Annotated in this window: 20 protein-coding genes; 8 read left to right on the top strand and 12 right to left on the bottom strand. The window is 61.9% G+C overall.

The features are described from left to right. Positions 1-727 precede the first annotated feature (727 nt). Together JMA46_RS06950 and JMA46_RS06945 are read right to left on the bottom strand one after the other, a co-directional pair. Entirely contained in the window at positions 728-1,852 is a 1,125-nt protein-coding gene (locus tag JMA46_RS06950) for a hypothetical protein (RefSeq protein ID WP_207344614.1), read from the bottom strand. Positions 1,853-2,044: 192 nt separating this feature from the next. Continuing rightward, positions 2,045-2,716 (bottom strand): GntR family transcriptional regulator, encoded by a 672-nt coding sequence (locus JMA46_RS06945; protein WP_207344613.1) that lies wholly within the window; start codon positions 2,714-2,716, stop codon positions 2,045-2,047. Between the two features lie 173 nt (positions 2,717-2,889). Here JMA46_RS06945 and glyA point away from each other — a divergent pair, with 173 nt between their 5' ends. The 7 genes from glyA to purU are packed head-to-tail and all read left to right on the top strand — an operon-like array spanning position 2,890 to position 11,744. Continuing rightward, entirely contained in the window at positions 2,890-4,215 is a 1,326-nt protein-coding gene (glyA, locus tag JMA46_RS06940) for a serine hydroxymethyltransferase (RefSeq protein ID WP_282099558.1), read from the top strand. Next, entirely contained in the window at positions 4,212-5,432 is a 1,221-nt protein-coding gene (locus JMA46_RS06935) for a sarcosine oxidase subunit beta family protein (RefSeq protein ID WP_207344612.1), read from the top strand. Before glyA ends, JMA46_RS06935 begins: the two co-directional genes overlap by 4 nt. Before the next feature lie 34 nt (positions 5,433-5,466). Next, complete coding sequence (locus tag JMA46_RS06930; protein ID WP_207344611.1) at positions 5,467-5,832, top strand: sarcosine oxidase subunit delta; 366 nt, start codon at positions 5,467-5,469, stop codon at positions 5,830-5,832. 2 nt (positions 5,833-5,834) lie between these two features. Then, positions 5,835-8,789 (top strand): 2Fe-2S iron-sulfur cluster-binding protein, encoded by a 2,955-nt coding sequence (locus JMA46_RS06925; protein ID WP_207344610.1) that lies wholly within the window; start codon positions 5,835-5,837, stop codon positions 8,787-8,789. Next, complete coding sequence (locus JMA46_RS06920) at positions 8,782-9,420, top strand: sarcosine oxidase subunit gamma family protein (protein WP_207344609.1); 639 nt, start codon at positions 8,782-8,784, stop codon at positions 9,418-9,420. Before JMA46_RS06925 ends, JMA46_RS06920 begins: the two co-directional genes overlap by 8 nt. Next, the gene (locus JMA46_RS06915; RefSeq protein WP_207344608.1) at positions 9,411-10,784 is read left to right on the top strand and encodes an L-serine ammonia-lyase; all 1,374 of its coding nucleotides are present in this window, start codon (positions 9,411-9,413) and stop codon (positions 10,782-10,784) included. The genes JMA46_RS06920 and JMA46_RS06915 overlap by 10 nt, the downstream gene beginning before the upstream one ends. 3 nt (positions 10,785-10,787) lie before the next feature. Next, the gene (gene purU, locus JMA46_RS06910) at positions 10,788-11,744 is read left to right on the top strand and encodes a formyltetrahydrofolate deformylase (protein ID WP_207344607.1); all 957 of its coding nucleotides are present in this window, start codon (positions 10,788-10,790) and stop codon (positions 11,742-11,744) included. A gap of 50 nt (positions 11,745-11,794) precedes the next feature. Here purU and JMA46_RS06905 read toward each other — a convergent pair whose 3' ends face one another. Continuing rightward, positions 11,795-13,003, bottom strand: coding sequence for a globin domain-containing protein (locus tag JMA46_RS06905; protein ID WP_207344606.1), 1,209 nt, complete (start codon positions 13,001-13,003; stop codon positions 11,795-11,797). A gap of 235 nt (positions 13,004-13,238) precedes the next feature. Here JMA46_RS06905 and JMA46_RS06900 point away from each other — a divergent pair, with 235 nt between their 5' ends. Beyond that, positions 13,239-13,964, top strand: a complete 726-nt coding sequence (locus tag JMA46_RS06900; RefSeq protein ID WP_207344605.1) for a GAF and ANTAR domain-containing protein — start codon at positions 13,239-13,241, stop codon at positions 13,962-13,964. A gap of 47 nt (positions 13,965-14,011) precedes the next feature. Here JMA46_RS06900 and narI read toward each other — a convergent pair whose 3' ends face one another. From narI to JMA46_RS06855, 9 genes are all read right to left on the bottom strand, one after another. Then, on the bottom strand, positions 14,012-14,752 hold the full coding sequence (narI, locus tag JMA46_RS06895; protein WP_207344604.1) for a respiratory nitrate reductase subunit gamma: 741 nt from the start codon (positions 14,750-14,752) through the stop codon (positions 14,012-14,014). After that, entirely contained in the window at positions 14,749-15,408 is a 660-nt protein-coding gene (gene narJ / locus JMA46_RS06890; protein ID WP_207344603.1) for a nitrate reductase molybdenum cofactor assembly chaperone, read from the bottom strand. The genes narI and narJ overlap by 4 nt, the downstream gene beginning before the upstream one ends. After that, positions 15,405-17,042 (bottom strand): nitrate reductase subunit beta, encoded by a 1,638-nt coding sequence (gene narH / locus JMA46_RS06885; RefSeq protein WP_207344602.1) that lies wholly within the window; start codon positions 17,040-17,042, stop codon positions 15,405-15,407. The genes narJ and narH overlap by 4 nt, the downstream gene beginning before the upstream one ends. Further along, positions 17,042-20,740 (bottom strand): nitrate reductase subunit alpha, encoded by a 3,699-nt coding sequence (locus tag JMA46_RS06880; RefSeq protein ID WP_207344601.1) that lies wholly within the window; start codon positions 20,738-20,740, stop codon positions 17,042-17,044. Before JMA46_RS06880 ends, narH begins: the two co-directional genes overlap by 1 nt. A 71-nt stretch (positions 20,741-20,811) precedes the next feature. After that, positions 20,812-21,561 (bottom strand): succinate dehydrogenase/fumarate reductase iron-sulfur subunit, encoded by a 750-nt coding sequence (locus tag JMA46_RS06875; protein WP_207344600.1) that lies wholly within the window; start codon positions 21,559-21,561, stop codon positions 20,812-20,814. Beyond that, positions 21,558-23,510, bottom strand: a complete 1,953-nt coding sequence (locus JMA46_RS06870; RefSeq protein WP_207344599.1) for a fumarate reductase/succinate dehydrogenase flavoprotein subunit — start codon at positions 23,508-23,510, stop codon at positions 21,558-21,560. Before JMA46_RS06870 ends, JMA46_RS06875 begins: the two co-directional genes overlap by 4 nt. After that, complete coding sequence (locus tag JMA46_RS06865) at positions 23,498-24,217, bottom strand: succinate dehydrogenase cytochrome b subunit (RefSeq protein ID WP_207344598.1); 720 nt, start codon at positions 24,215-24,217, stop codon at positions 23,498-23,500. The genes JMA46_RS06870 and JMA46_RS06865 overlap by 13 nt, the downstream gene beginning before the upstream one ends. Positions 24,218-24,331: 114 nt before the next feature. Then, positions 24,332-24,661 (bottom strand): LuxR family transcriptional regulator, encoded by a 330-nt coding sequence (locus tag JMA46_RS06860; protein WP_207344597.1) that lies wholly within the window; start codon positions 24,659-24,661, stop codon positions 24,332-24,334. Positions 24,662-24,722: 61 nt separating this feature from the next. Then, the gene (locus JMA46_RS06855; protein ID WP_207344596.1) at positions 24,723-25,733 is read right to left on the bottom strand and encodes an NADP-dependent oxidoreductase; all 1,011 of its coding nucleotides are present in this window, start codon (positions 25,731-25,733) and stop codon (positions 24,723-24,725) included. Between the last annotated feature and the right edge of the window lie 71 nt (positions 25,734-25,804).

The raw sequence follows: 25,804 nt of genomic DNA, 5'->3' as shown, positions 1-25,804 counted from the left end.
TGGCGTGAGATTTGCAAGATCGCGGGGCGTTACGGCGTGGCTGTGGATCATGTTTTGGCAGCGGATCCAGTGCGAAACTATCAACGTACGTTGGGGCATCGAGCTTCGATACAGTTGCGCAAAAGTGCGCGAGCTATTGGGGAGGACACCGCGACGCCGACTACGGCGTTGGCCGGGTAGTCCGGCTGAGACACCGCCGGTGTGGCGGTGGGCGCGGCGTCCTCTGGCTTGATCCGGGCCTGCGTGGTGCACACAAGCAACTGCTGAGATAGTGGGCGGCAGGTAGCAGTGGGCTCAAGATGCTCAGGCGATTCGTGCACTGAGGCTGCAGGACAACGAGTCCCTAATCGGTCGGCACTGGCCTGTAAGACCAGCGGCCCGTCTGCCGGTGAGCGGCTTCTGCTCACCGGAGGGCTTCACCTACCATGCCAACGGTTAGTTGACGGCGGATACTGCTGTAAACCCTGGGTTTTTTGGAGGGTGCGTTGAACCCGTTCCATAGTTTTGATGACGGGAAGGTTTGAGTAGGAGTTGGCTTCGGCTTCCGAGCAGGGAGACGTCTTCGCTGACCAGACCTCAGCGCTGGACAGGATCGACAAAAATCTTCCAACACGGCAACAAGTTCGCAGGCTCCTAAAGGCAAGTTCGCGAGTACCCGTGGATTGCGATGGGCGGCAGGCACGCTGGCGCGCAACACGTGCAGCGTTTTGCTGCACGTGTTGCTGCGTTAGAGCCGCTGCCGCCGGATGATTCGCGTACCAGTCTTGATCAGCATAAGGATCAATAGCACCACGCCCACGTAGCCGTTGACCACGTAGACAATGTTGACCATCTGGGAGAAGGGCAGAACCAATCCGACGAGGGTTCCGATGGCTGCGAGTGCGAGGGTCAAGTACCTGAATCGGAGTGTTTTGTCTGCGAAGAATCGCGAAGAGACAGTCCACAGCAGCGGGATTGCGGTCGTATAGATGCCACCGAGGATCATGACGGAAATTCCGGCCGCGAGAACCGGACTAAGATCCCTTGCGAGCACTAGCATCGGAATTTCCGTGCCGTTGACGCGGACGATGTTCGCGAGGAGACCCAAGCCCACGATGATGCAGGCGATCGAAAATGCGGTGGCTCCCAAGAGGCCGCCAGCAGCTGCTTCCCTGCGGCTGCGCGCTGTTTTTCCGAGTGCGGTGAGGAAAGCAGCCAGCCACAGCATGCAGAAGCCGACGTAGGACAGTCCTGACATGAACCAGTTTGACGATGCTTGAGTCAGCTCCAGGCCACCCAGCAGCGAGTGCCCCTCGGCGATCCCTCCAGGGTTGCGGAGGATCCCCAAGATGCCCAGTGAGACCGCAATCAGGACGATCACCGGACCGATCTTGCCGATGACGTCGACCAGGTTTTTCAAACCGAACCACACGGTAATGCCGACGGCAATGGCAAGTCCGATCCCACCCACGTATTTCGACAGTCCGTAGTGCTCCTGAAAAACGGCACCGGCGCCGGAGATCATCACGGCAAAGCTCAAGAAAACAAAGAGAATCGAGAAGAAATCAAAGAACGTTCCGAGGTGCTTGCCGCAGTAGTAGTGAAAAATCAGCGATGGCCGCTCAAATTTCTTCGCTTGGCCAACTGTGAAGAATTCAACTGCCACATAGGACATGAGCAGCAGGACCACCAGTCCTGTCCCGAAGATGCCCCAGTAACCGTAGGACGTGAAGTATTGAAGAATTTCCTGTCCGGTTGCGAAGCCGGAGCCAATCAGGAAGGCGAGGATCACGCCAGCGTACGTGAGTACTCGCAGAATGCCAGCCTTCCCCATGCGTTCAGATTTAACTCGGACGAGGCGTGTCTCTGCCATGGTGGGTCCTTTTCTCGGGCCGGGGCTCGGTTTTGGGAGGGTTGCTGTCAGCGCGGTACGGACCTGAAGTGATGGAATCGGCATTGATTTCTGACTGACAAACAACTGATATATGAGTTGCGTTTCACAAATTACCGTAAAAATGTGACCTGTGCAACATGCTTGGACCCCGCCACTTGCTGCACGGCTGTCCTAAAGCACGCTCCTGATGGTTGACTCAAAGCTCGTCACATGCTCCAAGGCCAGTCTTCCTGCCAGATCATGGTTGCCGGCAGCAACGGCTTCAAGAAGTTCCACATGTTCGCTGATGTGCGACGACACGGAAGGGGCCTTGTCCAGGACCATGCACCAGATCCGCGTGGCCAGATTGTCGTAACGGATCAGTACGTCCTCCAGATGCGGATTGCTCGCCGCAGCGTAAATCAGTCGATGAACCCGGATGTCATAGCGCATTAGCTCTCGCTGGTCAGGCGTGGAGGTGTCCATTCTGGCTATGGCCGCGGCCACGCCCAGCAGCTCCGCCCGCATGGTGGGTGTTGCCAGTTTGGCAGCGCGCTCAGCTGCCAACGGTTCCAGCCGCTCTCGAATTTCAGAGACATCCGCCAGCTCAGTGATGTCCACGCTGGTCGCGAATGTCCCTCGACGAGGGAAGGAAACCACGAGTCGGTCGCTCTCCAGTCGTTTGAGCGCCTCGCGCACCGGAGTTCGTCCGATCCCAAATTCCGCGGCTAGAGCGCTGTCATTTATGGCTTCTCCGGGCCTGATTTCCAGCATGATCAGACGGTCGCGCAACTGCTTGTAGGCCTGCTCAGCCAATGAGATGTCGGCTGCGTTGGCCCTGCCATCCTCGAGCGGAAGACTCATCTTGCGCCCCTTCCTAAAGTGGTATGCGGTCCGGTTACATTATTGCGTCAAGATTTTCTTGGCCGGTCTTGACACTTTGTGATCTACACCATATTGTTGCATTCAATCTAATATATCAGTTAGACATCAGTTGGACAGCAGACCGCGAGGACTGCCAAGCAGAGGAGAACTTGATGATGGATGTGATGACGGCAGCACTGGCCGACGTTGACAATGAAGTTGACGAAGCCATTGCTGCGGAACTGCTCCGCCAGCAATCAACATTGGAGATGATCGCCTCCGAGAACTTCGCCCCGCAGGCCGTGATGACGGCCCAGGGCTCCGTATTGACCAACAAGTATGCAGAAGGCCTGCCCGGCAAGCGCTACTACGGTGGCTGCGAACACGTCGATGTTATTGAGCAGCTCGCCATTGACCGGGTCAAGGCGCTGTTTGGAGCCGAGGCAGCCAACGTCCAGCCGCACTCCGGTGCCCAGGCCAACGCCGCGGCCATGTTCGCACTGCTGAACCCCGGTGACACCATCCTGGGACTTGACCTGGCCCACGGTGGCCACCTCACGCACGGCATGCGCATCAACTTCTCCGGCAAGCTGTACAACGTGGTTCCGTACCATGTGAGCGAAACAGACATGAAAGTGGACATGGCGGAGGTGGAGGCACTCGCCGTTGAGCACAAGCCGAAACTGATTGTGGCCGGCTGGTCTGCCTACACCGGCCAGCTGGACTTTGCCGAGTTCCGCCGCATCGCCGATTTGGTGGGCGCCTACCTGATGGTGGACATGGCCCACTTTGCCGGTCTGGTTGCCGCCGGATTGCACCCCAACCCGGTGCCGTACGCCGACGTCGTCACCACCACCACGCACAAAACTTTGGGCGGTCCGCGCGGCGGCGTCATCCTCTGCAAGGAATCACTGGCACGCAAGATGAACAGCGCCGTGTTCCCCGGCCAGCAGGGCGGCCCGCTGGAGCACGTGATCGCCGCGAAGGCAGTGTCCTTCAAGATCGCCGCGACCGAAGGTTTCAAGGAGCGCCAGCTTCGCACCCTTGAAGGTGCCAAGATCCTTGCCGAGCGGCTGCTTGCCCCGGATGTTGCCGAGCACGGCATCTCCGTGGTGGGCGGCGGTACCGATGTGCACCTCGTGCTGGTTGACCTGCGCAATTCCGCACTTGACGGCCAGCAGGGTGAAGACAGGCTGCACCGGATCGGCATCACCGTCAACCGCAATGCCGTCCCCTTCGACCCCCGCCCGCCGATGATCTCCTCCGGACTGCGCATCGGCACCCCGGCCCTGGCCACGCGCGGCTTTGGCCCGGCCGAGTTCACCGAGGTCGCCGACATCATTGCCGAGGCCATCAAGGGTGAGCTCAGCGAAGAAGCCGCAGTGCTCCTCCGCGACCGCGTCACCGTGCTGGCCGAGAAGTTCCCCCTTTACCCATCCCTGTCCGGCAGCGGCCTTTCAAACGGCGCCGGAACCACCTCGAACGGAGACAGCCAGTGAGCGCCGACCACCTGCCAGAACACCCGGAATTCCTGTGGCGCAACCCGGACCCGAAGAAGTCCTACGACGCCGTGATCGTCGGCGGGGGCGGGCACGGGCTGGCCACCGCCTACTTCCTGGCCAAGAACCACGGGATGCGCAACATCGCGATCCTGGAGAAGGGCTGGCTGGCCGGTGGCAACATGGCCCGCAACACCACCATCATCCGCTCCAACTACTTGTGGGATGAAAGCGCGGCCATCTACGAGCACTCCCTGAAGCTGTGGGAGATCCTGCCGGAGGAACTGGACTACGACTTCCTGTTCAGCCAGCGCGGTGTCATGAACCTGGCCCACACCCTCGGCGATGTGCGTGAGAGCATGCGCCGCGTGGGAGCCAACCAGCTCAACGGGGTCGACGCCGAATGGCTGGACCCCAAGCAGGTCAAGGAACTGTGCCCCATCCTGAACATCAATGACAACATCCGCTACCCAGTCATGGGCGCCACCTACCAGCCGCGTGCCGGCATCGCCAAGCACGACCACGTGGCCTGGGCCTTCGCCCGCAAGTGCGACGAGATGGGCGTGGACATCATCCAGAACTGTGAAGTCACCGGCTTCATCAAGGACGGGAACAAGGTCACCGGCGTCAAGACGACCCGCGGCAACATCAACACCGAAAAGGTGGGGCTGTGCGCGGCCGGGCACACCTCAGTGCTTGCGGAGATGGCAGGATTCCGTATCCCCATCCAGTCCCACCCGCTGCAGGCGCTGGTCTCGGAACTTCACGAACCGGTCCACCCCACGGTGGTCATGTCCAACCACGTGCACGTCTATGTATCCCAGGCCCACAAGGGCGAACTGGTCATGGGCGCCGGCGTGGACTCCTACAACGGCTACGGCCAGCGTGGCTCCTTCCACGTCATCGAGGAACAGATGGCTGCCGCCGTCGAGCTTTTCCCGATCTTCGCCAGGGCCCACGTACTGCGCACCTGGGGTGGCATCGTGGACACCACCATGGACGCCTCACCCATTGTCGGCACCACGCCGGTGGAGAACATGTTCGTGAACTGTGGTTGGGGGACCGGCGGCTTCAAGGGCACACCCGCCGCCGGGTTGACGTTTGCGCACACCATCGCCACCGGTTCACCGCACACGCTGAACAAGCCCTTTGGAATGGACCGGTTCGAAACCGGGCACCTCATCGACGAGCACGGCGCCGCAGCCGTCGCCCACTAAAACCGGCCCCACCAAACACGAGAAGGATCAACAGATGTTGTTGTTTACCTGCCCCAACTGCGGGCCGCGCAACGAAACCGAATTCCACTACGGCGGACAGGCCCACGTGGCCTACCCCGAAAGCCCGGGGGAGCTCTCCGACCGGGAGTGGGCAGAGTACCTGTTCTACCGCGAAAACACGAAGGGCCTCTTCGCCGAGCGGTGGGTGCACAGCGCCGGCTGCCGCAAGTGGTTCAACATGGTCCGCGACACCGTTAGCTACGAGGTCAAGGCCGTTTACCGGATCGGGGAGCTTCAGCCCGAAACCCTTGAACGCATAGCGTCGGCGACGGAACCCGAACAAGCCCAACCACTGGCCCCGGCCCAGGCAAACCCCACCACAGCATCGGAAGGAGTGTAGAGATGACCACTGAGAACCAGCAGCAGAACCGGCTCACAACCGGCGGGCGGATCGACCGCAGCACCACGTTGAACTTCACCGTGGACGGAGTCCGCTACACCGGCCACCCCGGTGACACCGTGGCTTCTGCCATGATCGCCAACGGCCGGGTGGCCGCCGGCAACTCCCTGTATGAGGACCGCCCCCGCGGCATCCTCTCGGCAGGAGTTGAAGAGTCCAACGCCCTCATCAAGGTCGCCGGCCGCTTCCCCGGCCACGCAGCCGAATCCATGCTGCCCGCCACCACCGTCTCCCTCGTGGAAGGGCTCGATGTCGAGCTCCTCTCCGGACTCGGCAAGCTGGACCCCTCCGAGGATGAGGCCATCTACGACAAAAAGTACGTCCACACCGACGTGCTCGTGGTTGGTGGCGGACCCGCAGGGCTCGCCGCAGCCCGGGACGCTGCCCGAACCGGCGCCCGTGTCATCCTCATCGATGACCAGCCCGAACTCGGCGGGGACCTGCTCTCCGGCCGCGACGAGAACGTCGAAGGCAAACCCGCACTGGAGTGGGTTGCCGGCATCGCTGCCGAACTGGCCGCAGCGCCTGAGTGCACCGTGCTCCACCGCACCTCGGCATTCGGCTCCTACGACAGCAACTATGTCCTGGCCGCACAAAACCGCACCGACCACATCGATGAGGCACCGGCCGACGGCGTGTCCCGCCAGCGCATCTGGCACATCCGCGCCAAGCAGCTGGTCCTGGCCACCGGCGCCCACGAACGCCCCATCGTGTTCGAAAACAATGACCGGCCCGGCATCATGCTCGCCTCGGCGGCACGCAGCTACCTGAACCGCTACGGCGTGGCAGCCGGCTCCCGCGTAGTCATTGGAACCACCAACGACAGCGCCTACCAGCTCGCCGCAGACCTGCTCGCAGCCGGAATCGACGTGGCAGCCGTGGTGGATGCCCGACCGCAGTTCTCTGAGCTTGCCGCAGCTGCAGCGCTCAGCGAAGACGTGCACGTCATCACCGGCAGCGCAGTCGTCAACACCGCAGCCGACGCCGAAGGCCGGCTCTTCTCCGTAACCGTCTCCGCCATTGACGAGGACGGTTCACCAGTGGGTGACGCCGAGGAAATCGAGGCCAACCTGCTCGCCGTCTCCGGTGGCTGGAGCCCCGTGGTGCACCTGCACAGCCAACGCCAGGGCAAAGTGCGCTGGGACGCCGATCTGGCGGGGTTTGTGCCCGCCAGCGTGATCAATGACCAGCAGAATGTGGGTGCCTGCCGCGGCAGCTACGCACTGGCTGACTGTGTGGCCGAAGGCGCCGCTGCAGGTGCTGTTGCCGCCGTGAACGCCGGCTACGCCACCTCCGTCGCCGTTGCCGCCGCCACCGCCGCAGCATCCCGCCCGGCCCGCCCGGCGCAGCCCACCGGCCCCACCCGCGCACTCTGGTTGGTCGGCGGCACGGAAGGGACGGCGTCGGACTGGCGCCACCACTTCGTTGACTTCCAGCGCGACCAGACCGTGGCAGACGTCTGGCGTTCAACCGGCGCCGGGCTGCGCAGCGTGGAGCACATCAAGCGCTACACCTCCATCAGTACCGCCAACGACCAGGGCAAGACCTCCGGCGTGAACGCCATTGGCGTCATCGCGGCAGCATTCCGCCAGCAGGGCACCGTGGTGGACTCCGACATCGGTGCGATCGGCACCACCACGTACAGGGCGCCCTTCACACCGGTGCCGTTCGTGGCCTTGGCCGGACGCCAGCGCGGGAACTTGTTCGACGCCGCTCGGCGCACCTCGGTGCACACGTGGCACGAGGACCGCGGGGCACTGTTCGAGGACGTCGGCCAGTGGAAGCGGCCGTGGTACTACCCGCTGCCGGGTGAGGACATGGACGCGGCAGTGCTGCGCGAATGCGCCGCCACCCGCGAATCCGTGGGTTACATGGACGCCAGCACCCTCGGCAAGATCGAGATCCGTGGCAAGGATGCCGGAGAGTTCCTGAACCGCATCTACACCAACGCGTTCAAGAAGCTCGCCCCCGGCTCCGCCCGCTACGGTGTCATGTGCACCCCGGACGGCATGATCTTCGACGACGGCGTGACCTTGCGCCTGGACGATGACCGCTACTTCATGACCACCACCACAGGAGGCGCCGCCAAGGTGCTGGACTGGCTGGAGGAATGGCAGCAGACCGAATGGCCCGAGCTGGACGTCGTGTTCACCTCGGTGACGGAGCAGTGGACCACCATCGCCGTCGTCGGGCCCAAATCCCGCGCCGTGCTGGCCAAGGTGGCCCCGGAGCTTGACCTCTCCAACGAGGATTTCAAGTTCATGACGTTCCGCGAGACCGTATTGGCCTCCGGCGTCCCCGCCAGGGTTTGCCGGATCTCCTTCTCAGGGGAACTCGCCTACGAGATCAACGTGCCGGCCTGGTACGGGCTGGCCACGTGGGAGGCTGTGACGGCCGCCGGGGAGGAATTCAACATCACCCCGTACGGCACCGAGACCATGCACGTGCTCCGTGCCGAAAAGGGCTACCCGATCGTCGGGCAGGACACCGACGGCACGGTCACCCCGCAGGATGCGGGCATGGACTGGGTGGTTTCCAAGGTCAAGGACTTCATCGGCAAGCGCTCCTACCTGCGTGCCGATGCCGTCCGTGAAGACCGCAAGCACATGGTCACCGTGCTGCCGGTGAACGGCAGCATCCGGTTGCCGGAAGGCACCCAGCTGGTGGAAAAGGGGATTGTGGTCAACCCGGCCTACGGTCCGGTGCCCATGCAGGGATTCGTCACCTCCAGCTACCACAGTGCAGCCTTGGGCCGTTCATTTGGCTTGGCTATGATCAAGAACGGCCGCAACCGGATTGGGGAGTCCCTGCTGGCCTCCGTCGGTTCGGAGCTGGTCGATGTGGTTGTTGGAGAAACAGTACTTTTTGATGCAGAAGGGACGCGCCGAGATGGGTAACACAGCACAGAACACAGAAGTTTTGGCATTGCGCCGGAGCCCCGCACACCACTTGTGGACGGACTTCACCGTCGGCTCGGTGGCGGGGGAGCGCGGGGTCACCCTGCGCGAGGTTCCCTTCCAGCGGATGGTCGGCATCCGTGTCGACCCGACCTCGGAGGTCGGCACCCGGATCGGGGAGCTCACGGGCGGACTGCCCTTGAACAGTGGGGACGTCACCACGGGTGAGTCAGGTGCAGCGGTGCTGTGGCTGGCCCCGGATGAGTTCCTGGTGGTTGCCCCGGACGACGGCGAACCCGGCCCCAGCGCCCTCGTCACCTCCCTGCTGGAAGCCTTGGGCGACGGCGCCGGGCAGGTCATCGACCTCTCCAGTAACCGCACCACGTTCGAGTTGTCCGGGCCCAGCGCCCGGGCGGTGCTGGAGAAGAGCTGCGCGGCGGACCTGCACCCGCGGACCATCGCTGCCGGTACGGCCATCACCACGGAGATCAACAAGATCCCCACCGTCCTGTTCAAGAGCGCCGATGAGACCTTCCAGCTGTTCCCGCGGTCGTCCTTCGCGGACTACCTGGGCCGCTGGCTCCTGGACGGCATGGTGGAATTCGCCGCCGAGGGCACATCATGGCCCTGAGTGTCCTTGACCTGTTCACTGTCGGCATTGGGCCTTCCTCCTCCCATACGGTGGGCCCAATGCGGGCGGCCAAACGCTTTGCCGACGGCTTGGCGCACGACGGCGAGCTTGCCGACGTGGTGCGTGTCCAGACCCAGCTCTTTGGCTCCCTAGGGGCCACCGGGCGCGGCCACGGCTCGGACAAGGCCGTGGTGCTGGGACTGCAGGGACAGGACCCGGAATCCGTGGACACCGCCACTGCGGACGACCAAGTGGCCGAGGCCGCCCTGGACGCCCGGCTGATGCTGGGCGGCACGCACCGTATTGATTTCAACTTTGCCGAAGACGTGGTCCTGCACCGGCGCAAGTCGCTGCCGGCCCATCCCAACGGCATGACATTCCAAGCCACCAACCACAGCGGTGCCGTGGTGCGTGAACGCACGTACTACTCAGTGGGCGGCGGCTTCGTAGTGGACGAGGAAGCCGTGGGCGCGGACAGGGTGGTCACGGACAAGACTGTCCTGCCCCACCCGTTCGGCACGGCAGATGAATTGCTGGCAATCTGCGCACGGGAAGGCATGTCCATCTCGGAGGTCATGATGGCCAACGAGATGGTCTGGCACACCGAGGCGGAACTGCGTGCGAAGCTGCTGAAGATCTGGGCGGTCATGCAGGAATGCGTCGACAACGGCTGTGCGGCGGACGGCATCCTGCCTGGCGGGTTGAAAGTGACCCGCCGGGCACCCGGACTGCTGCGCACGCTGGAAAAGCCCACCAACGTGGATGACCCGCTGCGTGCCATGGAATGGGTGAACCTGTTCGCGCTCGCCGTCAATGAAGAAAACGCGGCGGGGGGGCGGATTGTCACGGCGCCCACCAACGGGGCGGCTGGCATCATTCCGGCCGTGCTGCACTACTACATGAAGTTTGTGCCCGGAGCCAATGAGGACGGCGTGGTGCGGTTCCTGCTGACGGCGGCTGCCATTGGCATCCTGTTCAAGCTCAACGCCTCCATCTCCGGTGCAGAGGTGGGGTGTCAGGGCGAAGTGGGCTCTGCCTGCTCCATGGCAGCCGGGGCGCTGTGCGAGGCGCTGGGCGGAACACCGATCCAAGCCGAAAACGCGGCGGAAATTGGGATCGAACACAACCTGGGGCTGACCTGCGATCCCGTGGGCGGGCTGGTGCAGATCCCCTGCATCGAACGCAACGCGATCGCCAGCGTCAAGGCGATCAACGCCGCGCGGCTGGCCACGCACGGTGACGGCAGTCAAAAAGTATCATTGGACAAAGCGATCGAAACGATGCGTCAGACAGGTGCCGACATGATGACGAAGTACAAGGAAACCTCGCGTGGGGGCCTCGCCGTGAACGTGATTGAGTGCTGAGCCATGGAAGCCACCAACACTGAACCCCGCCAAGGCGGGGACACCGGCGCCCGGGCTGGAACTAACCAACATGTCTTGACGTTGGATTGTCCTGACAGTGCCGGCCTTGTCAACGCCGTCTCCGGCTTCCTGCTGGAACGCGGGGCAGACATCATCGACAACCTGCAGTTCAGCGACCGCAGGCACATCGAGCAGGGGGCTTTCGGTGCCAACGGGCACCAAGGTGAACCCAAAGGGCACTTCTTCATGCGCATCCACTTTGAAGCTCCGGCAGGAGCGGAGAGTGTTGAGGAGCTGCGGAAGCAGTTCGAGCCGTTGGCCCAGCGTCACGGCATGCGGTGGCAGCTTCGCCCCCACGGGGCGAAGCGGCGCGTGTTGATCATGGTCTCCAAATTTGAGCACTGCCTCAACGACCTGTTGTTCAGGACCAGGACCGGGGAACTGCCGCTGGACGTCGTCGCCGTCGTCTCCAATCACCTCGATCACCAAAGGTTGGCGGAGTGGCACGGGATTCCGTTTTTCCACGTGCCCATCACGGCTGCCACGAAGCCGGCGGCAGAGGCCCGTCTGCTTGAACTGGTGAAGGAGTTCGATGTGGAACTTGTGGTGCTGGCCCGCTACATGCAGGTGCTCAGTGATGGTTTGACCCAGCAGCTGGAGGGGAAGGCCATCAACATCCACCACTCGTTCCTGCCCAGTTTCAAGGGTGCGAAGCCGTACCACCAGGCGTACGCGCGCGGTGTCAAGACGGTGGGTGCCACCGCGCACTACGTCAACAGCGAGCTGGACGAGGGGCCCATCATCTCCCAACAGGTGGTGGAGGTGGACCATACCTTTGGCCCCGACGACCTCGTTGCGGCCGGGCGGGACACCGAATGCAAAGCTCTGAGCAACGCCGTGCGCTGGCACTGCGAAGGAAGGGTGATTGTCCAAGGCAACAGGACGATCGTGCTGCGCTAGGAACTCGCTGAAGGTGGTGGCCAGCAGTGGCCGCCACCGGCTTGTACAGGTTATTGAAAGTCGGCTTGCCAGAGGTCGGGACCGAAGACCTCGTATTGGATGTCTCGTGGGTGGATGCCCAGTGCGAGCAAGTCTTCCCGCACGACTTGCATGAAGACGACCGGCCCGCACAAGTAGTATGTCGCACCCACGGGGAGGTCAACGGAGCGGACGTCCATGAAGCCGCTGCGCACATCGGCGTCTGGGGAAGAGTTTTCCGCGCCTTTCTCGTACCACATGGTCATGGCGGCATCAGGCAGTGATGCCAAGTCCGCCGTGACTTGCTCCCGTAATGCGAACGTCTCGGGCGAGGTCCCTGCGTGGAGGAACTTCACCTGCCGGGATGAGTGCTGGCGGCTGAGGTGGGAGACCATCCCGGCCATGGGCGTGATGCCGATCCCGGCGCTCGCAAAGACGACCGGACGGTCCGTGTCATCCATGACCACATCACCGAACGGGGCGGACATGACCAGCTCGTCGCCGATCTGGACGTTGTCATGGAGCAGGCTGGAAACTTCACCGTCGGGTTTGCCAGGCTCCGAGAGGCGCTTGATGGCAAGACGGCGGTGATAACCGTCGTCGGCTGTGATCAGGCTGTACTGGCGGGGCTGGTGCTTATTGTCCAGCGTGGGCATCTGGAGCGTGACGTACTGACCCGGCAGGGACGGCTTGACGTCCCTATCGTCGATTCGTTCAAAGGTGATCTTGACGACGTCCTCGGTTTCCTGGATGCGCTCGGCAACGCGCCAGGTCCGCCAGACGGTGTCCGGGTTCAGCCCGACAGCGTTGTAGAGGCCGCGCTCGAGGCTGATGAGGGTGTTGGCCATCAGCCAATACACTTCCTCCCACGCCGCTGCGACCTCGTCGGTGACGGCGTCTCCGAGTTTCTCGACGATCGCTGCGAAAAGGTGGTCATGGACTATCTGATACTGGTCTGGGTTGATGCCCAGTGAGACGTGCTTGTGGCTGATCCGAGACAGAAGCGCTTCAGGTAAGTGACCGGGATTCTCCACCAACATGGTGGCGAACGCGGCAATGGATCCAGCAAGGGCCTGCTGCTGCTGCCCGTCAGCCTGATTGCCCCGGTTGAACAGTCCGTCCAGCAGCTCCGGGCGGGCGCTGAACATGCGCCCATAAAAGCACTCGGCGATGTCCTGGATGTTGGCCCCAACTACGGGCAGGGTTGCCTTGATCACGGGCAGGGACTTTTGTGAAAGCATGCTTTACGCTCCTTGGTGGGTGCCGCTGCTGGTTGTCTCGTCGCAACGCCAAAAGGCTGGTCACAGACGGTCAGGCTCACGCTAGCACGCAACCAGCAGGGCGCAACAGGGCAATGGGTGGGGTATCTTCTCGCAACTGCAGCGAGTGGTTCACGATGCCGATGGTTGACCGTGACTCCTCTCGAAGTTCATGATTGGAGGGAAGCATGCTGGACGCTTCGGAGAGATTGACGCCATGGCAGTTCATGAACAACTGGGCCGCGTGTTTGTGCAATTGGCAGACACCTTGGTCAACGATTTTGATATCCCCGATTTTCTGTTCAACCTCACAGCCCGAGCTGTTGAGCTCTTGGACATCGACGCGGCGGGGCTGCTGCTGGCCGACCCAAACGGCAGGCTCCGGGTCATGGCCACCTCCAGTGAGCGTGCCGAACGGATGGAAATGTTTGAGCTCCAGCATTTGCAAGGCCCCTGTCTGGAGAGCTTCACCTCAGGCGAGCCGATCGTTAATGTTGATCTTGCCGCCAACGTTGAGCGATGGCCAAGGTTTTGTGAAACGGCCAGGGCAGCTGGATTTACTGTTGCCCACTCCCTGCCGCTGCGGCTACGGGACGAGGTGATTGGCATCATGAGCCTGTACGGTGTCGGGCCCGCCGCCTACCTGGCCCAGGCTGATGTGGACCTCGCGCAAGCCCTGGCGGATGTGGCCACCATCGGACTCCTCCAGGAACGCTCACTGCGTGAACAATCCACCCGAAACCGGCAACTCCAGCTTGCACTGGAAAGTCGGACCGTGATTGAGCAGGCCAAGGGGCTGCTGGCAGGAATTACGGGAATACCTTTGTGGGAAGCCTTTGCAACGATTCGGTTCTACGCCCGAGCGCACAACCGTAAAATCAGTGCCGTAGCTCAGGAAGTTGTCAATGGCGGCCTCGACATCCGCACCCTTCGCCAACGCTGACCCCACTGATGGAGGTTGGCGTTAGGCTGACGACGTTTGGCGCCCTGCTACCTCCGGCGCGGGATCGTGTCGACCTTGTCCCAGCCGCGGCGGCGTGCGCGTGATCCTTCATGATCGTCCCGGCTGCGGTAGAGCACGTAGGGCCGGAAAATGTATCCAATGGGTGCCGTGAACACGTGCACCAGCCGGGTAAACGGCCACAGCGCGAAGAGCAGAATCGCGAAGATTCCGTGCAGTTGGAAACTGAGCGGCGCCACCACCATCAATTCAGGCTGCGGATTGAAGTAGAAGATGCTGCGGAACCAGATTGAGACGCCCTCGCGGTAGTTGTACGTCGTGGCAACTCCGGAGACGGTGTTAATAAGTCCCAGCACCACCACCAGACCGAGCATGGCGTACATGACCTTGTCCATCTTTGTGGTTGCGCCGAGCACTGCTTTTGTGAAGCGGCGACGGTAGAGCAGGCCAATCAGGCCGGCGATGGTGCAGAAGCCAGCGATCGCACCAACCGAGACCGCCATGATGTGGTACGTCGTTTCAGAGATTCCGACGGCATCCGTCCAGGTCTGCGGTATGCCCAAGCCCATCACATGGCCCATGAACACAGCCAGGATGCCGAAGTGGAACATGGGATTCGCCCACCGGAGGATCCGGCTTTCGTACATTTGGCTTGATCGGGACGTCCAACCGAACTTGTCGTACCGGTAGCGCCCGATGTGGCCCAGAACGAAGATGGTGAGGCAAATGTAGGGGTAGATCAGCCAGATGAATGTATTCCAGACACTCATGTCATACCTCCGGGCGTTGATGTCATGGGGGCTGCCCCGTAGGGTTTCAGGCCAACCTCTTCGTCGGGCGGACCCTCCGCGGCAAGCCGTTGGATGGCTTCGTTTTCCTTGCCCTTCAGCGCCGGAAGTGTCTTGCATACTGCCTGCAACGCACCGGCCCAAGGGGAATTGATCTCGGTGAGGTGCAGCCGCAAAAGTTCAAGTCCAGCGCGGTTGTCCAACAGGATTTTTAGTCCAGCCCGTTGGTCTGTAATGGCGGCAAATTCGAGCACAACACACAAGTGGTCCGGCAGTTCGTCCTCTCTCATGTTCAGGCCCGCTTTCGTGTAGACCTGTTTGATCCGTAGCAGTGCCAGGCCGCGTTTACGAGTTTCTCCGTTGGAGAAGTAGGTGAGAAACATGCACCCACGGCGGCGGTTGTCGAAGGTTTCCACGTACTCACTCTGCAATGTGGACAAGGGTGCAGTGCGCATCTGGAACAGCGTGGCCGCCAGGGGACCGCCCAGATCCGGGGGCAGGCTGGCGGCAATTTGGTCGAAAAGGTCGAGCTGGTTTGTCAGTTGCTCCGTGGGGTAATCCAGCAGGAGTGACGCTGATTGCCACACTCGGGTGAGCTGGTCAGCGTGGTACTTCAAGCTGGGAATCCGCCCGGTCATGCCGATCCTCCCTTCTCGGCCTGTTCGGAGGAAGAGGGGAACAGACCCTTGGGTGTGCCGGTGCCGTCCCAGTCCAGCAGGTTGATGCGCACACCCTCCGGCCGGGACGGTGTGCTGGGCGAACCCACGGCAGGGTCGGCACCAAAAGAGGCGTCCATACCGCCCATGCCTCCCATGCCGGGACCGCCGTCGACGTTAAGGGAGCATTCAGTGGCGACATTCTCCAGCTTGTGGGCATCCTCATAGTGCGCGGAGGGGATCACGTAGCGTTCGTCGTACTTGGCGATTGCCAGCAGCCGGTACATGTCCTTCATCTCCTGGCCCGTCATGCCCACCGCTTGCGCAATGGCTTCGTTGGTATCCCAACCCAAGTTGATATCACGCATGTACGAGCGCATAGCAGCCAGTTTGCGCAAGATCAGGTCCACCGGCCGGGCATCGCCAGCTGTGAAGAGCTCGGCAAGGTAGTCGATGGGGATGCGCAGTGAGGCGATCGCATTGAACAGATTTGTATGCGATTCACCGTCTTCACCGGTTTCCGTGACAACGTCCACCACTGGCGAGAGCGGCGGGATGTACCAGACCATCGGCATCGTGCGGTATTCCGGGTGCAGGGGCAGAGCAACCTTGTACGTGTTGATCAATGCCCAGATCGGGGAGCGCTGCGCAGCCTCGATCCAATCTTCGGGGATCTCCGCCGCGCGGGCAGCTGCAAGCACCTCGGGATCCTTCGGGTCGAGGAACACTTGGCGCTGTGCCTCATAGAGATCGTGTTCATCAGGCGTTGAGGCGGCTGCGAGCACGCGATCGGCGTCATAGAACATAAGCCCCAGATAGCGCAGGCGGCCGACGCATGTTTCCGAGCAGATTGTTGGCTGGCCGACCTCGATGCGCGGGTAACAGAATGTGCACTTCTCGACTTTGCCGGTTTTCCGATTGAAGTACATTTTCTTGTACGGGCAGCCGGTAACACATTGGCGCCAGCCGCGGCAGCGGTCCTGATCCACCAAGACGATGCCGTCTTCTTCGCGTTTGTAGATTGCCCCTGTTGGGCAGGACGCCACACAGGAGGGGTTCAGACAGTGTTCGCAGATGCGCGGCAGGTAAAACATGAAGGCCTGCTCGTATTCGAACTTGACCTGGTCTCCGATCTTTTTCAGGATCGGATCGTTGTGTGTGTTGTCGGTGGAACCGGCCAGGTTGTCATCCCAGTTCGAGGACCACGTGATGGAGGTGTCCTCGCCGGTGAGCAGCGATTTGGGCCGGGCCACCGGCATGTGCTCCTGTGCCGGTGCCGTGGTGAGATTCTCATAGTCGTAGGTCCACGGCTCGTAGTAGTCCTTGATGCCCGGCAAGTTCGGGTTGGCGAAAATGGTGGCCAGATTCTTCAACCGGCCGCCGGCCTTGAGCTTCAGTCGTCCACGCCTGTCGAGCTTCCAGCCGCCTTTCCAGCGTTCCTGGTCCTCATAAGTGCGTGGATAGCCCTGCCCGGGCCGGGTTTCCACGTTGTTGAACCAGATATGTTCGGCGCCGGAGCGGTTCGTCCAAACCTGTTTGCACGTTACTGAACACGTATGGCAGCCGATGCACTTGTCCAGGTTCATCACCATTGCCATTTGGGCCATGATGCGCATCAGTACCTCACCTCCTGGTTGCGTCGCCGGATGACGGTGACTTCGTCGCGTTGGTTTCCCGTGGGGCCCATGTAGTTGAACGCGTATGTTAGCTGTGCGTATCCACCGATCATGTGGGTCGGCTTGATCATCAGCCGGGTGAGGGAGTTGTGGTTCCCACCGCGCTGGTTGGTCGTTTCAGAGACCGGCATGTCGATCAGCCGGTCCTGCGAGTGGTACATGAACACAGTCCCCTCCGGCATGCGGTGCGATACGACTGCACGGGCGTTGACTACGCCGTTACGGTTCACGGCCTCGATCCAGTCGTTGTCATGGACGTCGATCTTTTCGGCGTCTGCCGGACTCATCCAGATTGTTGGACCACCGCGGAACAGAGACAGCATGAGCAGATTGTCCTGATACTCGGAGTGGATGGACCACTTGTTGTGGGGCGTCAGATATCGCACGGAGATGCCCTTCCCCGGAGTATCTCCGATGGCCGGCTCGTCGAACAGAGCGGTCATGTCCAGTGGTGGGCGGAACGTGGGCAGGCCCTCGCCCAGTTCGGTCATCCAGTCGTGGTCGAGGTAGAAATGCTGCCGCCCGGTCAATGTGTGCCATGGTTTGAGCCGTTCGACGTTGATGGTGAACGGAGAATAGCGGCGGCCGCCGGTTTCGGAGCCGGACCATTCCGGCGACGTCATCACGGGGACGGGTCCGGCTTGGGTGTCGCTGAACGTGATCCGCTTGCCCTCATTTTCCGACGCGAGGTCGTGCATCATCTGGCCGGTGCGCTTTTCCAGGGTGCGGAAGCCTTGGGTGCCCAGCCGGCCGTTCGTCGTACCGGAGAGCGCAAGCACCATTTCGCAGGCCTGCACGGCGTGCAGGATGTCCGGGCGCCCATCGGCCGGTCCACCGCGGACCACGCCGTTCTTCGCCTTCAGATACTCGATTTCAGCGGACAGCTCGTAAGTGATGCCCTTGGTTGTTGCGCCGAGTGTGTCAAGCAGCGGGCCAACGGAGCGCATCTTCGCGTCGATGGCCGTGTAGTCACGCTCAACCTCGATGATCTTTGGCATCGTTTTTCCAGGCACGGGCTCACAGTCGCCCCGCTTCCAGTCCTTGACCCGGCCATGCGGGTACGCCATGGCATCCGGGGTGTCGTGGGTCAGCGGTGCAGCTACAATATCGGTCTGTTTGCCTAAGTGCTGTTCGGCCAGCTGGCTGAACACGCGGGCGATCTCCTGCCACGTGTCCCAGTCGGTGCGCGACTGCCAAGGCGGGGAGATGGCCGGATTAAACGAGTTGACGTAGGGGTGCATGTCCGTGGTGGATAGATCGTGCTTTTCGTACCAGGTCGCCGCCGGCAGCACGATGTCAGAAAGCAGGGTGGAGCTGGTCATCCGGAAATCCAGGGTGGTCAGCAGGTCAAGTTTTCCTATCGGCGCCTCGTCGTGCCAAACGACGTCGCGTGGACGGAACTTCTCCGGCGTTTCCTGTGCGCTGACGGTGTTGTCGGCACCGAGCAGATGCCCAAGGAAATATTCACTGCCCTTGGCGGAGGAACCGAACAGGTTCGTGCGCCACAAGGACAGAACTCGCGGAAAGTTCTCGGGGGAGTCCGGATCTTCGGCCGCGAACTTCAAGTTCCCGGTCTTTAGCTCGTCGACGATGTAGTCAGCCGAGGACTTGCCGGCAGCGCGGGCCTGTTCGCTGATGAGCAGTGGATTTCTATCGAACGTGGGGTAGGACGGCATCCATCCCAGGCGCGCCGATTGTGCGATCACATCTGCCGTCGTCACGCCGGCGAGCTGCCCCTTGCCCGTCTGTGCGCTGAGTGTGTCAGCGCCGAACTGGTCGTAGCGGAACTGGTCGGTGTGCAGGTACCAGTACGCGGTCTGCACCATGTTCCGTGGTGGCCGCACCCAGTCGAGTGCATTGGCAAGCTGGGTGTACCCGGTGAGGGGCCGTACCTTTTCCTGACCGACGTAGTGCGCCCAGCCGCCACCATTGACACCCTGGCACCCGGTGATCGTCGTCAGCGTCATGAACGTTCGGTAGATGGTGTCCGAATGGAACCAATGGTTCGTCCCTGCACCCATCAGAATCATGGACCGGCCCTTTGAATCATCGGCGTTCTGGGCGAATTCGCGCCCGATCCTTTCAGCCTGCTCGGCAGTCACCCCGGTGATTGATTCCTGCCAGGCCGGTGTGTAGGGGCTGTCCGCGTCGTCATATCCGCTCGGCCACTGGCCGGGGAGTCCCGGACGTCCAACACCGTACTGTGCCAGCATCAAATCGAACACGGTGGTGACTAGCTTGCCGGCAACCCGGCGGACCGGCACGCCGCGCGGAATGACGCCGATATCACCTTGGGAGACGTCAAAGCGGGGCATATTGACGACCACCTGGGTGTCTGCACTGTCCAGCAACGACAACTCCGGGTCAATGTCGCCTAAATCGAGGTTCCACTTGCCTTCACCTGTTTCACCGTAACGGTGCCCAAGCGTGCCTGATGGCACCCGCAATTTACCAGTGGCTGCATCAATCAACACGGTCTTGAATTCGGCGTTTTCCTCTTCAGGCTCCACCTCGCCGTTCAGATCTGAAGCTGTGAGGAACTTCCCCGCCGTGTACACCGGATCATCAGTGTCCGTCTTGTCATCGGTTTCATCCAAGGTCACCAGAAATGGCAGATCCGTGTATTTCTTCACATACTGGGTGAAGTAGTCGCGTTGACCCTCAACATAGAATTCCTTGAGAATCACATGTCCCATGGCCATGGCAAGTGCGCCATCGGTGCCCGGCTCGGCGGGGAGCCACTCGTCGGCGAATTTAGTCGAGTCTGCAAAGTCAGGCGAGACGACTACGACCTTCTGGCCGCGGTAGCGGGCCTCCACCATCCAGTGCGCATCCGGGGTACGCGTGACCGGGACGTTTGTGCCCCAAATAATCAAGTAGCTTGCATCCCACCAGTCCCCGGACTCGGGCACGTCGGTTTGGTCCCCGAACACTTGTGGCGACGCGACCGGCATGTCCGCATACCAGTCATAGAAACTCAGCATCGAACCGCCGATGAGGTTCACGAAGCGGGCGCCGGATGCATGTGAAACCATTGACATGGCCGGGATCGGCGAGAAACCAGCCACCCTGTCCGGCCCCCATTTTCGAATCGTGTGGACGTGTGCTGCGGCGACGATTTCCACGGCCTCGCTCCAATTGGCACGTACTAAACCGCCCTTTCCACGGGCACTCTTGTACCGGGCCGAGCGTTCGGGGTCTTCCGTGATGTCCGCCCAGGCCAGCACAGGATCCTTTAGCCGCGCTTTGGCCTCGCGGTACATTTCGAGCAGCACGCCGCGGATATACGGGTACCGGGTGCGCGTGGGGGAATAGGTGTACCAGGAGAACGATGCACCTCGTGGACACCCGCGCGGTTCATACTCCGGCTTGTCCGGACCGGTTGTGGGATAGTCCACAGCCTGGGTTTCCCACGTGATGATGCCGTCCTTGACGTACACGTTCCAGGAACACGATCCTGTGCAGTTGACGCCGTGTGTCGAGCGGACTACCTTTTCGTGGCTCCACCGGTCGCGGTAGAACGCGTCACCGGACCGCCCGCCAACCTTGAGCAGAGTACGGCCATCAGGGGAGACTTCCTGTTTCGGCGTGAAAAATCGCCGCAACCTGATAAGCGTGTCGGTGAGTGGGCTGTTCATGGTGGCATTCACGGAGCCTCCCGGCGGCGGTTCGAGTTGGCCCTCGGTTTTCGAGTGCGTCGAGATTTAGATCAGTCGGTCTTGCGTGGCAGTGCTGACAACACGTCGGCGTTCAGGAAAGAGATCACATCCAGCGGGATCCCCACCGGGCAGACAGCCGTGCATTCGCCAATCTGCGTGCAACCACCGAAACCCTCGGCGTCGTGCTGGTTGACCATGGCCAGTGCCCTCTCGTGGCGTTCGGGCTGTCCTTGGGGGAGAACGCCCAGGTGGTTTGCCTTGGCGCCGGTGAAAAGCATGCCCGAGCCGTTGGGACAGGCGGCGATGCATGCCCCGCAGCCGATACAGACGGCGGCGTCAAAGGCACGATCGGCATTCTTCTTGGGAACCAGCGTTGCTGCTGCGTCCGGCGCCGACCCCGTCGGGGCGCTGATGTAGCCGCCTGCTTGGATGATCCTGTCCATGGCACTTCGGTCCACGATGAGATCCCGCAGGATCGGGAAGGATTCAGACCGCCACGGTTCAATGTCAATGGTGTCGCCGTCGTCGAAGTGGCGCATGTAGAGCTGGCAGGTGGTGGTGAGCGCTTCAGGGCCGTGGGCGATCCCGTTGATGACCAGGCTGCACATGCCGCAGATGCCTTCACGGCAGTCGTGGTCAAAGGCGACGGGATCATCTCCCGCGGCGGTGAGCTGGTCGTTGAGCACGTCGAGCATTTCCAGAAAGGACATGTCGGGGGAGATGCCATCCACCTTGTAGCTGACCATCCGGCCGGCGGCGGCTTGGTCGTGTTGACGCCAGATGCGCACTGTGATGTTCATTTGTAGCTCCTCTGCGCCAGTTCGACGTTGTGATACTCGAGGTTTTCCTTGCGCAGCCGTGGAGGGGAGCCTTCGCCCGTGAATTCCCACGCCGCAACATAGGCGAAGGCATCATCGTTGCGCAACGCCTCGCCGTCGTCCGTCTGACTTTCGGTGCGGAAGTGGCTGCCGCAGGATTCCGCCCGGTGGAGGGCGTCGATACACATGAGTTCAGCAAGTTCGAAGAAGTCTGCAACCCGCCCGGCCCGTTCCAAGGTCTGGTTCAGTTCCTCATTGGTGCCGGTGACCTTGACGTTGGTCCAAAACTCGTCCTTGAGTGCACGGATCAGGCCAACGGCATGTTCGAGGCCCTCGGCGTTGCGTTCCATCCCGCAGTACTCCCACACGAGGGCTCCGAGCTCCTTGTGGAAGGAGTCAACGGTGCGGTTGCCGTTGATGGACAGGAACCGGTTGAGGCGTTCATGGACGGTTTCCAGCGCCTTCACTGCCTCCGGGTGGGAGGAATCTGCGGCGTCCGCCGGGTTTTTGGCGAGGTAGTCGTTGATGGTGTTGGGCAGGATGAAGTAGCCGTCGGCCAGACCCTGCATCAGTGCGCTGGCACCGAGCCGGTTGGCGCCGTGGTCGGAGTAGTTGGCCTCGCCGATGACGAACAATCCTGGGATGGAGCTCTCGAGGTCGTAGTCAACCCACAACCCGCCCATGGTGTAGTGCACGGCCGGGTAGATGCGCATTGGCACTCGGTAGGGGTCCTCGTCGGTGATCTTTTGGTACATGTCCAGGAGGTTGCCGTATTTCTCCTCGATCGCGTCCCTGCCCAGCCGGACGATGGCGTCCGCCAGGTCGAGGTAGACTCCACGCCCGCCCGGTCCCACCCCGCGCCCGGCGTCACACTGGTTCTTTGCTGCACGGGAGGCCACATCTCGGGGGACGAGGTTGCCGAAGGCGGGATATTGGCGCTCGAGGTAGTAGTCCCGTTCTTCCTTGGGAATATCCCCGGGTGCCCTGGTGTCCCCGGCCTTCACCGGCACCCAGATGCGCCCGTCATTGCGCAGCGACTCGCTCATCAGCGTCAGCTTTGATTGGTGTTCGCCGCTGACCGGGATGCACGTCGGGTGAATCTGGGTGAAGCACGGATTGGCGAACAATGCACCCTTGCGGTGGGCCCGCCATGTAGCGCTCGTGTTGCACCCCATGGCATTGGTGGATAAGTGGTAGACGTTGCCGTATCCCCCCGAGGCGAGCACGACGGCGTCGGCCATGTGGGTCTCCAGCGTCCCGTCCACGAGGTCCCGGACCACCACGCCGCGGGCCTTTCCGTCGATGACGATGAGTTCGAGCATTTCGTGGCGGGTATGCACCTCCACCGTTCCGGCGCTGACTTGGCGTTCGAGGGCTTGGTAGGCGCCGAGCAGCAGTTGTTGGCCTGTTTGGCCGCGTGCGTAGAACGTTCTGGACACTTGCACCCCGCCAAAGGAGCGTGTGTCCAGCAATCCGCCGTAGTCTCGGGCGAATGGGACTCCCTGGGCAACGCATTGGTCGATGATGGCGGAACTGACCTCCGCGAGGCGGTAGACGTTGGACTCTCGGGAACGGTAGTCTCCGCCTTTGACTGTGTCGTAGAAGAGCCGACGGATGCTGTCGCCGTCATTGCGGTAGTTCTTGGCGGCGTTGATTCCGCCTTGGGCTGCAATGCTGTGGGCGCGTCGGGGGCTGTCCTGGTAGCAGAAACTCTTCACGTGGTAGCCGGCTTCACCTAAGGTGGCCGCTGCCGAGGAGCCGGCCAACCCGGTGCCAACAATGATGACGGAGAGCTTGCGCCGGTTGGCAGGGTTGATCAGCTTGGCGCCGAAACGGCGGGCCTCCCACTGGTCCTGAAGCGGCCCTGCGGGGGCTTTCACATCCTGAATCGGTTCTCCCACCGTGAATAACGGCTCCATCAGCTCACCCATCCTGCGAAGATTGCCAGCGGCGGAACGAGAAAGCCCACCAGAATGATCAGCATGACAACGGTAGCCAGCTGGTTGAGGAAGCGTCGTGTGCCGACCGATTTGTTGGCACCCAGGGAGGCGAACGCACTCCAGATTCCATGGCGCAAATGGAAACCGAGGGCGATGAGGGCGATCACGTACGAGAGTACGACCCACCAAATTTGGAAACCGTTGACCATTCTTTGGTAGGGGCTCGCAGAGGCTCCGCCGGGCGCAATGACATCCGCAGACAGGTGCAGCAGGTGGTAGATCACGAAGAGGCCGATGACGACCCCACCCCAGCGCATGGTGAACGAGGCGTAGCTTCGTTGGACGCCGCGGCGGTTCTTGGTGGTCTCGTATCTCCATCCGCCCTTGCCGCCTGTGGCGCTGCGGGAGCGGTGCCACAGGGTGAAGGCCGAAAAAATGTGGAGCAGGACACTGGCCAGCAAAATCACACGCAGTATCCACAAAGCCCCGGCATGCGGCAGCAGGGGCTGTGCGATTTCACGCAAGTACGCTGCGTATCCGTCAAACCCCTGTTGGCCCTCGAAGACCTTCAGGTTGCCGTACATGTGGGCCAACAGGAAAAGGATCATGATCAGCCCAGTGACCGCCATTGCTGCATGTAGCGCTACCGATGACCGCGCTGCGGTGGAGCGCACACCGGCCACATTGCCAGTACTCATGAGCCAACCATAGGACGAGTTCGTGCAACGCGCCAGAGCTTGGCCCCCGCGGCAAGGGCTTATCGGTGGACCGGTGGGGGAGATGGTCTGCAGATCATCGGTTGTGCCGTGCTTTCAGGGAAGTTTGGCCACGGTCAACAACACCGCTGAGTCCGTTAATGCGAGCAGGCTGTGGCGGGCATCGGGAACCTTCAACAAGTCACCGGCCCTGCCCTCCCATGATTGTTCCCTGGAGGACATGCGCACGCGCCCGTGCAGGACGAGGACCGTGGCCTCACCGGGGTTCTCATGTTCGGCAAGTTCGGCGCCCTCAATCAGGCCGATAACGGTCTGGCGGAGCACTCGTTCGTGGCCGCCCACAACGGTATCGGCGGCACGGCCGCTGTGGGTCGCGGCCAGTTCCATTTGTTGCCGGGCTAGGGCGTCGAGAGAAATGCGCTGCATGGGGAAGAGTCTAACCGCGCAGTGGCCCGGGAGGACAGGAGCCGCGTTGGCCCGATAGGACTCAACTGTCGCAGTCGACCATCATGCGTCCGGTATTGCCGCCGGACAGCAATGAGGCGAACGCGTCCGGGATGTGGCTGAACCCATCCACCACGGTGTGCACGCTGTGTACTTTCCCTTCGCGCAGCCACTGGGTGACGCGGGCCTCAAACTCGCCGCGCAGGTCCTCGTGGGCCGTCACAGTGAAACCGCGCAGGGTCAGCTCCTGGTAGATCAGGCGCGTGTAGTTTGCAGGGCCGCGCCGGTCCCCGCCCTTCCCGTATTGGGAGGCGGCACCGCAGATCACCGCGCGTCCGCGAAAGCGGAGGACTTCCAAGGCCGCCTCAAGCTGTTCACCACCAACGTTGTCGTAGAACAGGTTGATTCCGTCAGGGGCTGCACCGCGCAACAGTTCCGCAGCCGGGCCGTCATGATGGTTGAAGGCGGCGTCCGCACTCAGCTCCTGCGTGAGCAGATGAACCTTTTCGGCGGTGCCCGCACTGCCCACCACCGAGGCGCCGATGGCCTTCGCGAACTGCACTGCGCAACTTCCCACCCCGCCGGCCGCCCCTGAAACAAAGACGGTGTCCGTCGCCTGCACACCGCCCACGTGAACCATGCCGGTATAGGCAGTGAAACCCACATGGCCCAGAATCGTCAGGTGCGATTCAAGCGGGATGTCCGAATCCACGGCGGAAATAATGCGCAATTCATCGGCTGTCGCCACATCCACACCGCGCCACGGCGATTTGCGGACGGCAAGGTCGCCTGCTTTGAAGGCCGCGTTGCGTGAATGGATGACCTCGATTACTCCATCACTGGCAGGCACATCTCCAGGGTGGATGCCGGGGCCGTAGTCCGTGTCCGGGCCGCCGATTCGGTTAGCCAGCCCGGCATTCAGTCCGAGCCGGCGCAAATGAACCAGCACCTCACCGGGGCCCGGCTCGGGCACACTGGCGGATGAAATTCTAAAATTACGGGCCTCAACAGAACCGTCTGGATAGCTGTCCAACTGCACTTCGAGAGTTTCCATGAATCCAGCGTATGCCCCCGGAATGGACGGCGGCGGTGGGCCGAGGGCATTCCCGGCCCACCGCCGTCGTG

The sequence above is a fragment of the Arthrobacter sp. E3 genome (assembly GCF_017353415.1).
Lineage (GTDB): Bacteria > Actinomycetota > Actinomycetes > Actinomycetales > Micrococcaceae > Specibacter.
Note: the sequence above shows the minus strand (reverse complement) of the source record. Positions and strands in the feature narration are given on the sequence as shown.

Bases quoted from the DNA above. Each gene is read 5' to 3' on its own strand.
- JMA46_RS06950 (WP_207344614.1), bottom strand. From the start codon at position 1,852: ATGGCAGAGACACGCCTCGTCCGAGTTAAATCTGAACGCATGGGGAAG.
- JMA46_RS06945 (WP_207344613.1), bottom strand. From the start codon at position 2,716: ATGAGTCTTCCGCTCGAGGATGGCAGGGCCAACGCAGCCGACATCTCA.
- glyA (WP_282099558.1), top strand. From the start codon at position 2,890: ATGATGGATGTGATGACGGCAGCACTGGCCGACGTTGACAATGAAGTT.
- JMA46_RS06930 (WP_207344611.1), top strand. From the start codon at position 5,467: ATGTTGTTGTTTACCTGCCCCAACTGCGGGCCGCGCAACGAAACCGAA.
- JMA46_RS06925 (WP_207344610.1), top strand. From the start codon at position 5,835: ATGACCACTGAGAACCAGCAGCAGAACCGGCTCACAACCGGCGGGCGG.
- JMA46_RS06920 (WP_207344609.1), top strand. From the start codon at position 8,782: ATGGGTAACACAGCACAGAACACAGAAGTTTTGGCATTGCGCCGGAGC.
- JMA46_RS06915 (WP_207344608.1), top strand. From the start codon at position 9,411: ATGGCCCTGAGTGTCCTTGACCTGTTCACTGTCGGCATTGGGCCTTCC.
- purU (WP_207344607.1), top strand. From the start codon at position 10,788: ATGGAAGCCACCAACACTGAACCCCGCCAAGGCGGGGACACCGGCGCC.
- JMA46_RS06905 (WP_207344606.1), bottom strand. From the start codon at position 13,003: ATGCTTTCACAAAAGTCCCTGCCCGTGATCAAGGCAACCCTGCCCGTA.
- JMA46_RS06900 (WP_207344605.1), top strand. From the start codon at position 13,239: ATGGCAGTTCATGAACAACTGGGCCGCGTGTTTGTGCAATTGGCAGAC.
- narI (WP_207344604.1), bottom strand. From the start codon at position 14,752: ATGAGTGTCTGGAATACATTCATCTGGCTGATCTACCCCTACATTTGC.
- narJ (WP_207344603.1), bottom strand. From the start codon at position 15,408: ATGACCGGGCGGATTCCCAGCTTGAAGTACCACGCTGACCAGCTCACC.
- narH (WP_207344602.1), bottom strand. From the start codon at position 17,042: ATGCGCATCATGGCCCAAATGGCAATGGTGATGAACCTGGACAAGTGC.
- JMA46_RS06880 (WP_207344601.1), bottom strand. From the start codon at position 20,740: ATGAACAGCCCACTCACCGACACGCTTATCAGGTTGCGGCGATTTTTC.
- JMA46_RS06875 (WP_207344600.1), bottom strand. From the start codon at position 21,561: ATGAACATCACAGTGCGCATCTGGCGTCAACACGACCAAGCCGCCGCC.
- JMA46_RS06870 (WP_207344599.1), bottom strand. From the start codon at position 23,510: ATGGGTGAGCTGATGGAGCCGTTATTCACGGTGGGAGAACCGATTCAG.
- JMA46_RS06865 (WP_207344598.1), bottom strand. From the start codon at position 24,217: ATGAGTACTGGCAATGTGGCCGGTGTGCGCTCCACCGCAGCGCGGTCA.
- JMA46_RS06860 (WP_207344597.1), bottom strand. From the start codon at position 24,661: ATGCAGCGCATTTCTCTCGACGCCCTAGCCCGGCAACAAATGGAACTG.
- JMA46_RS06855 (WP_207344596.1), bottom strand. From the start codon at position 25,733: ATGGAAACTCTCGAAGTGCAGTTGGACAGCTATCCAGACGGTTCTGTT.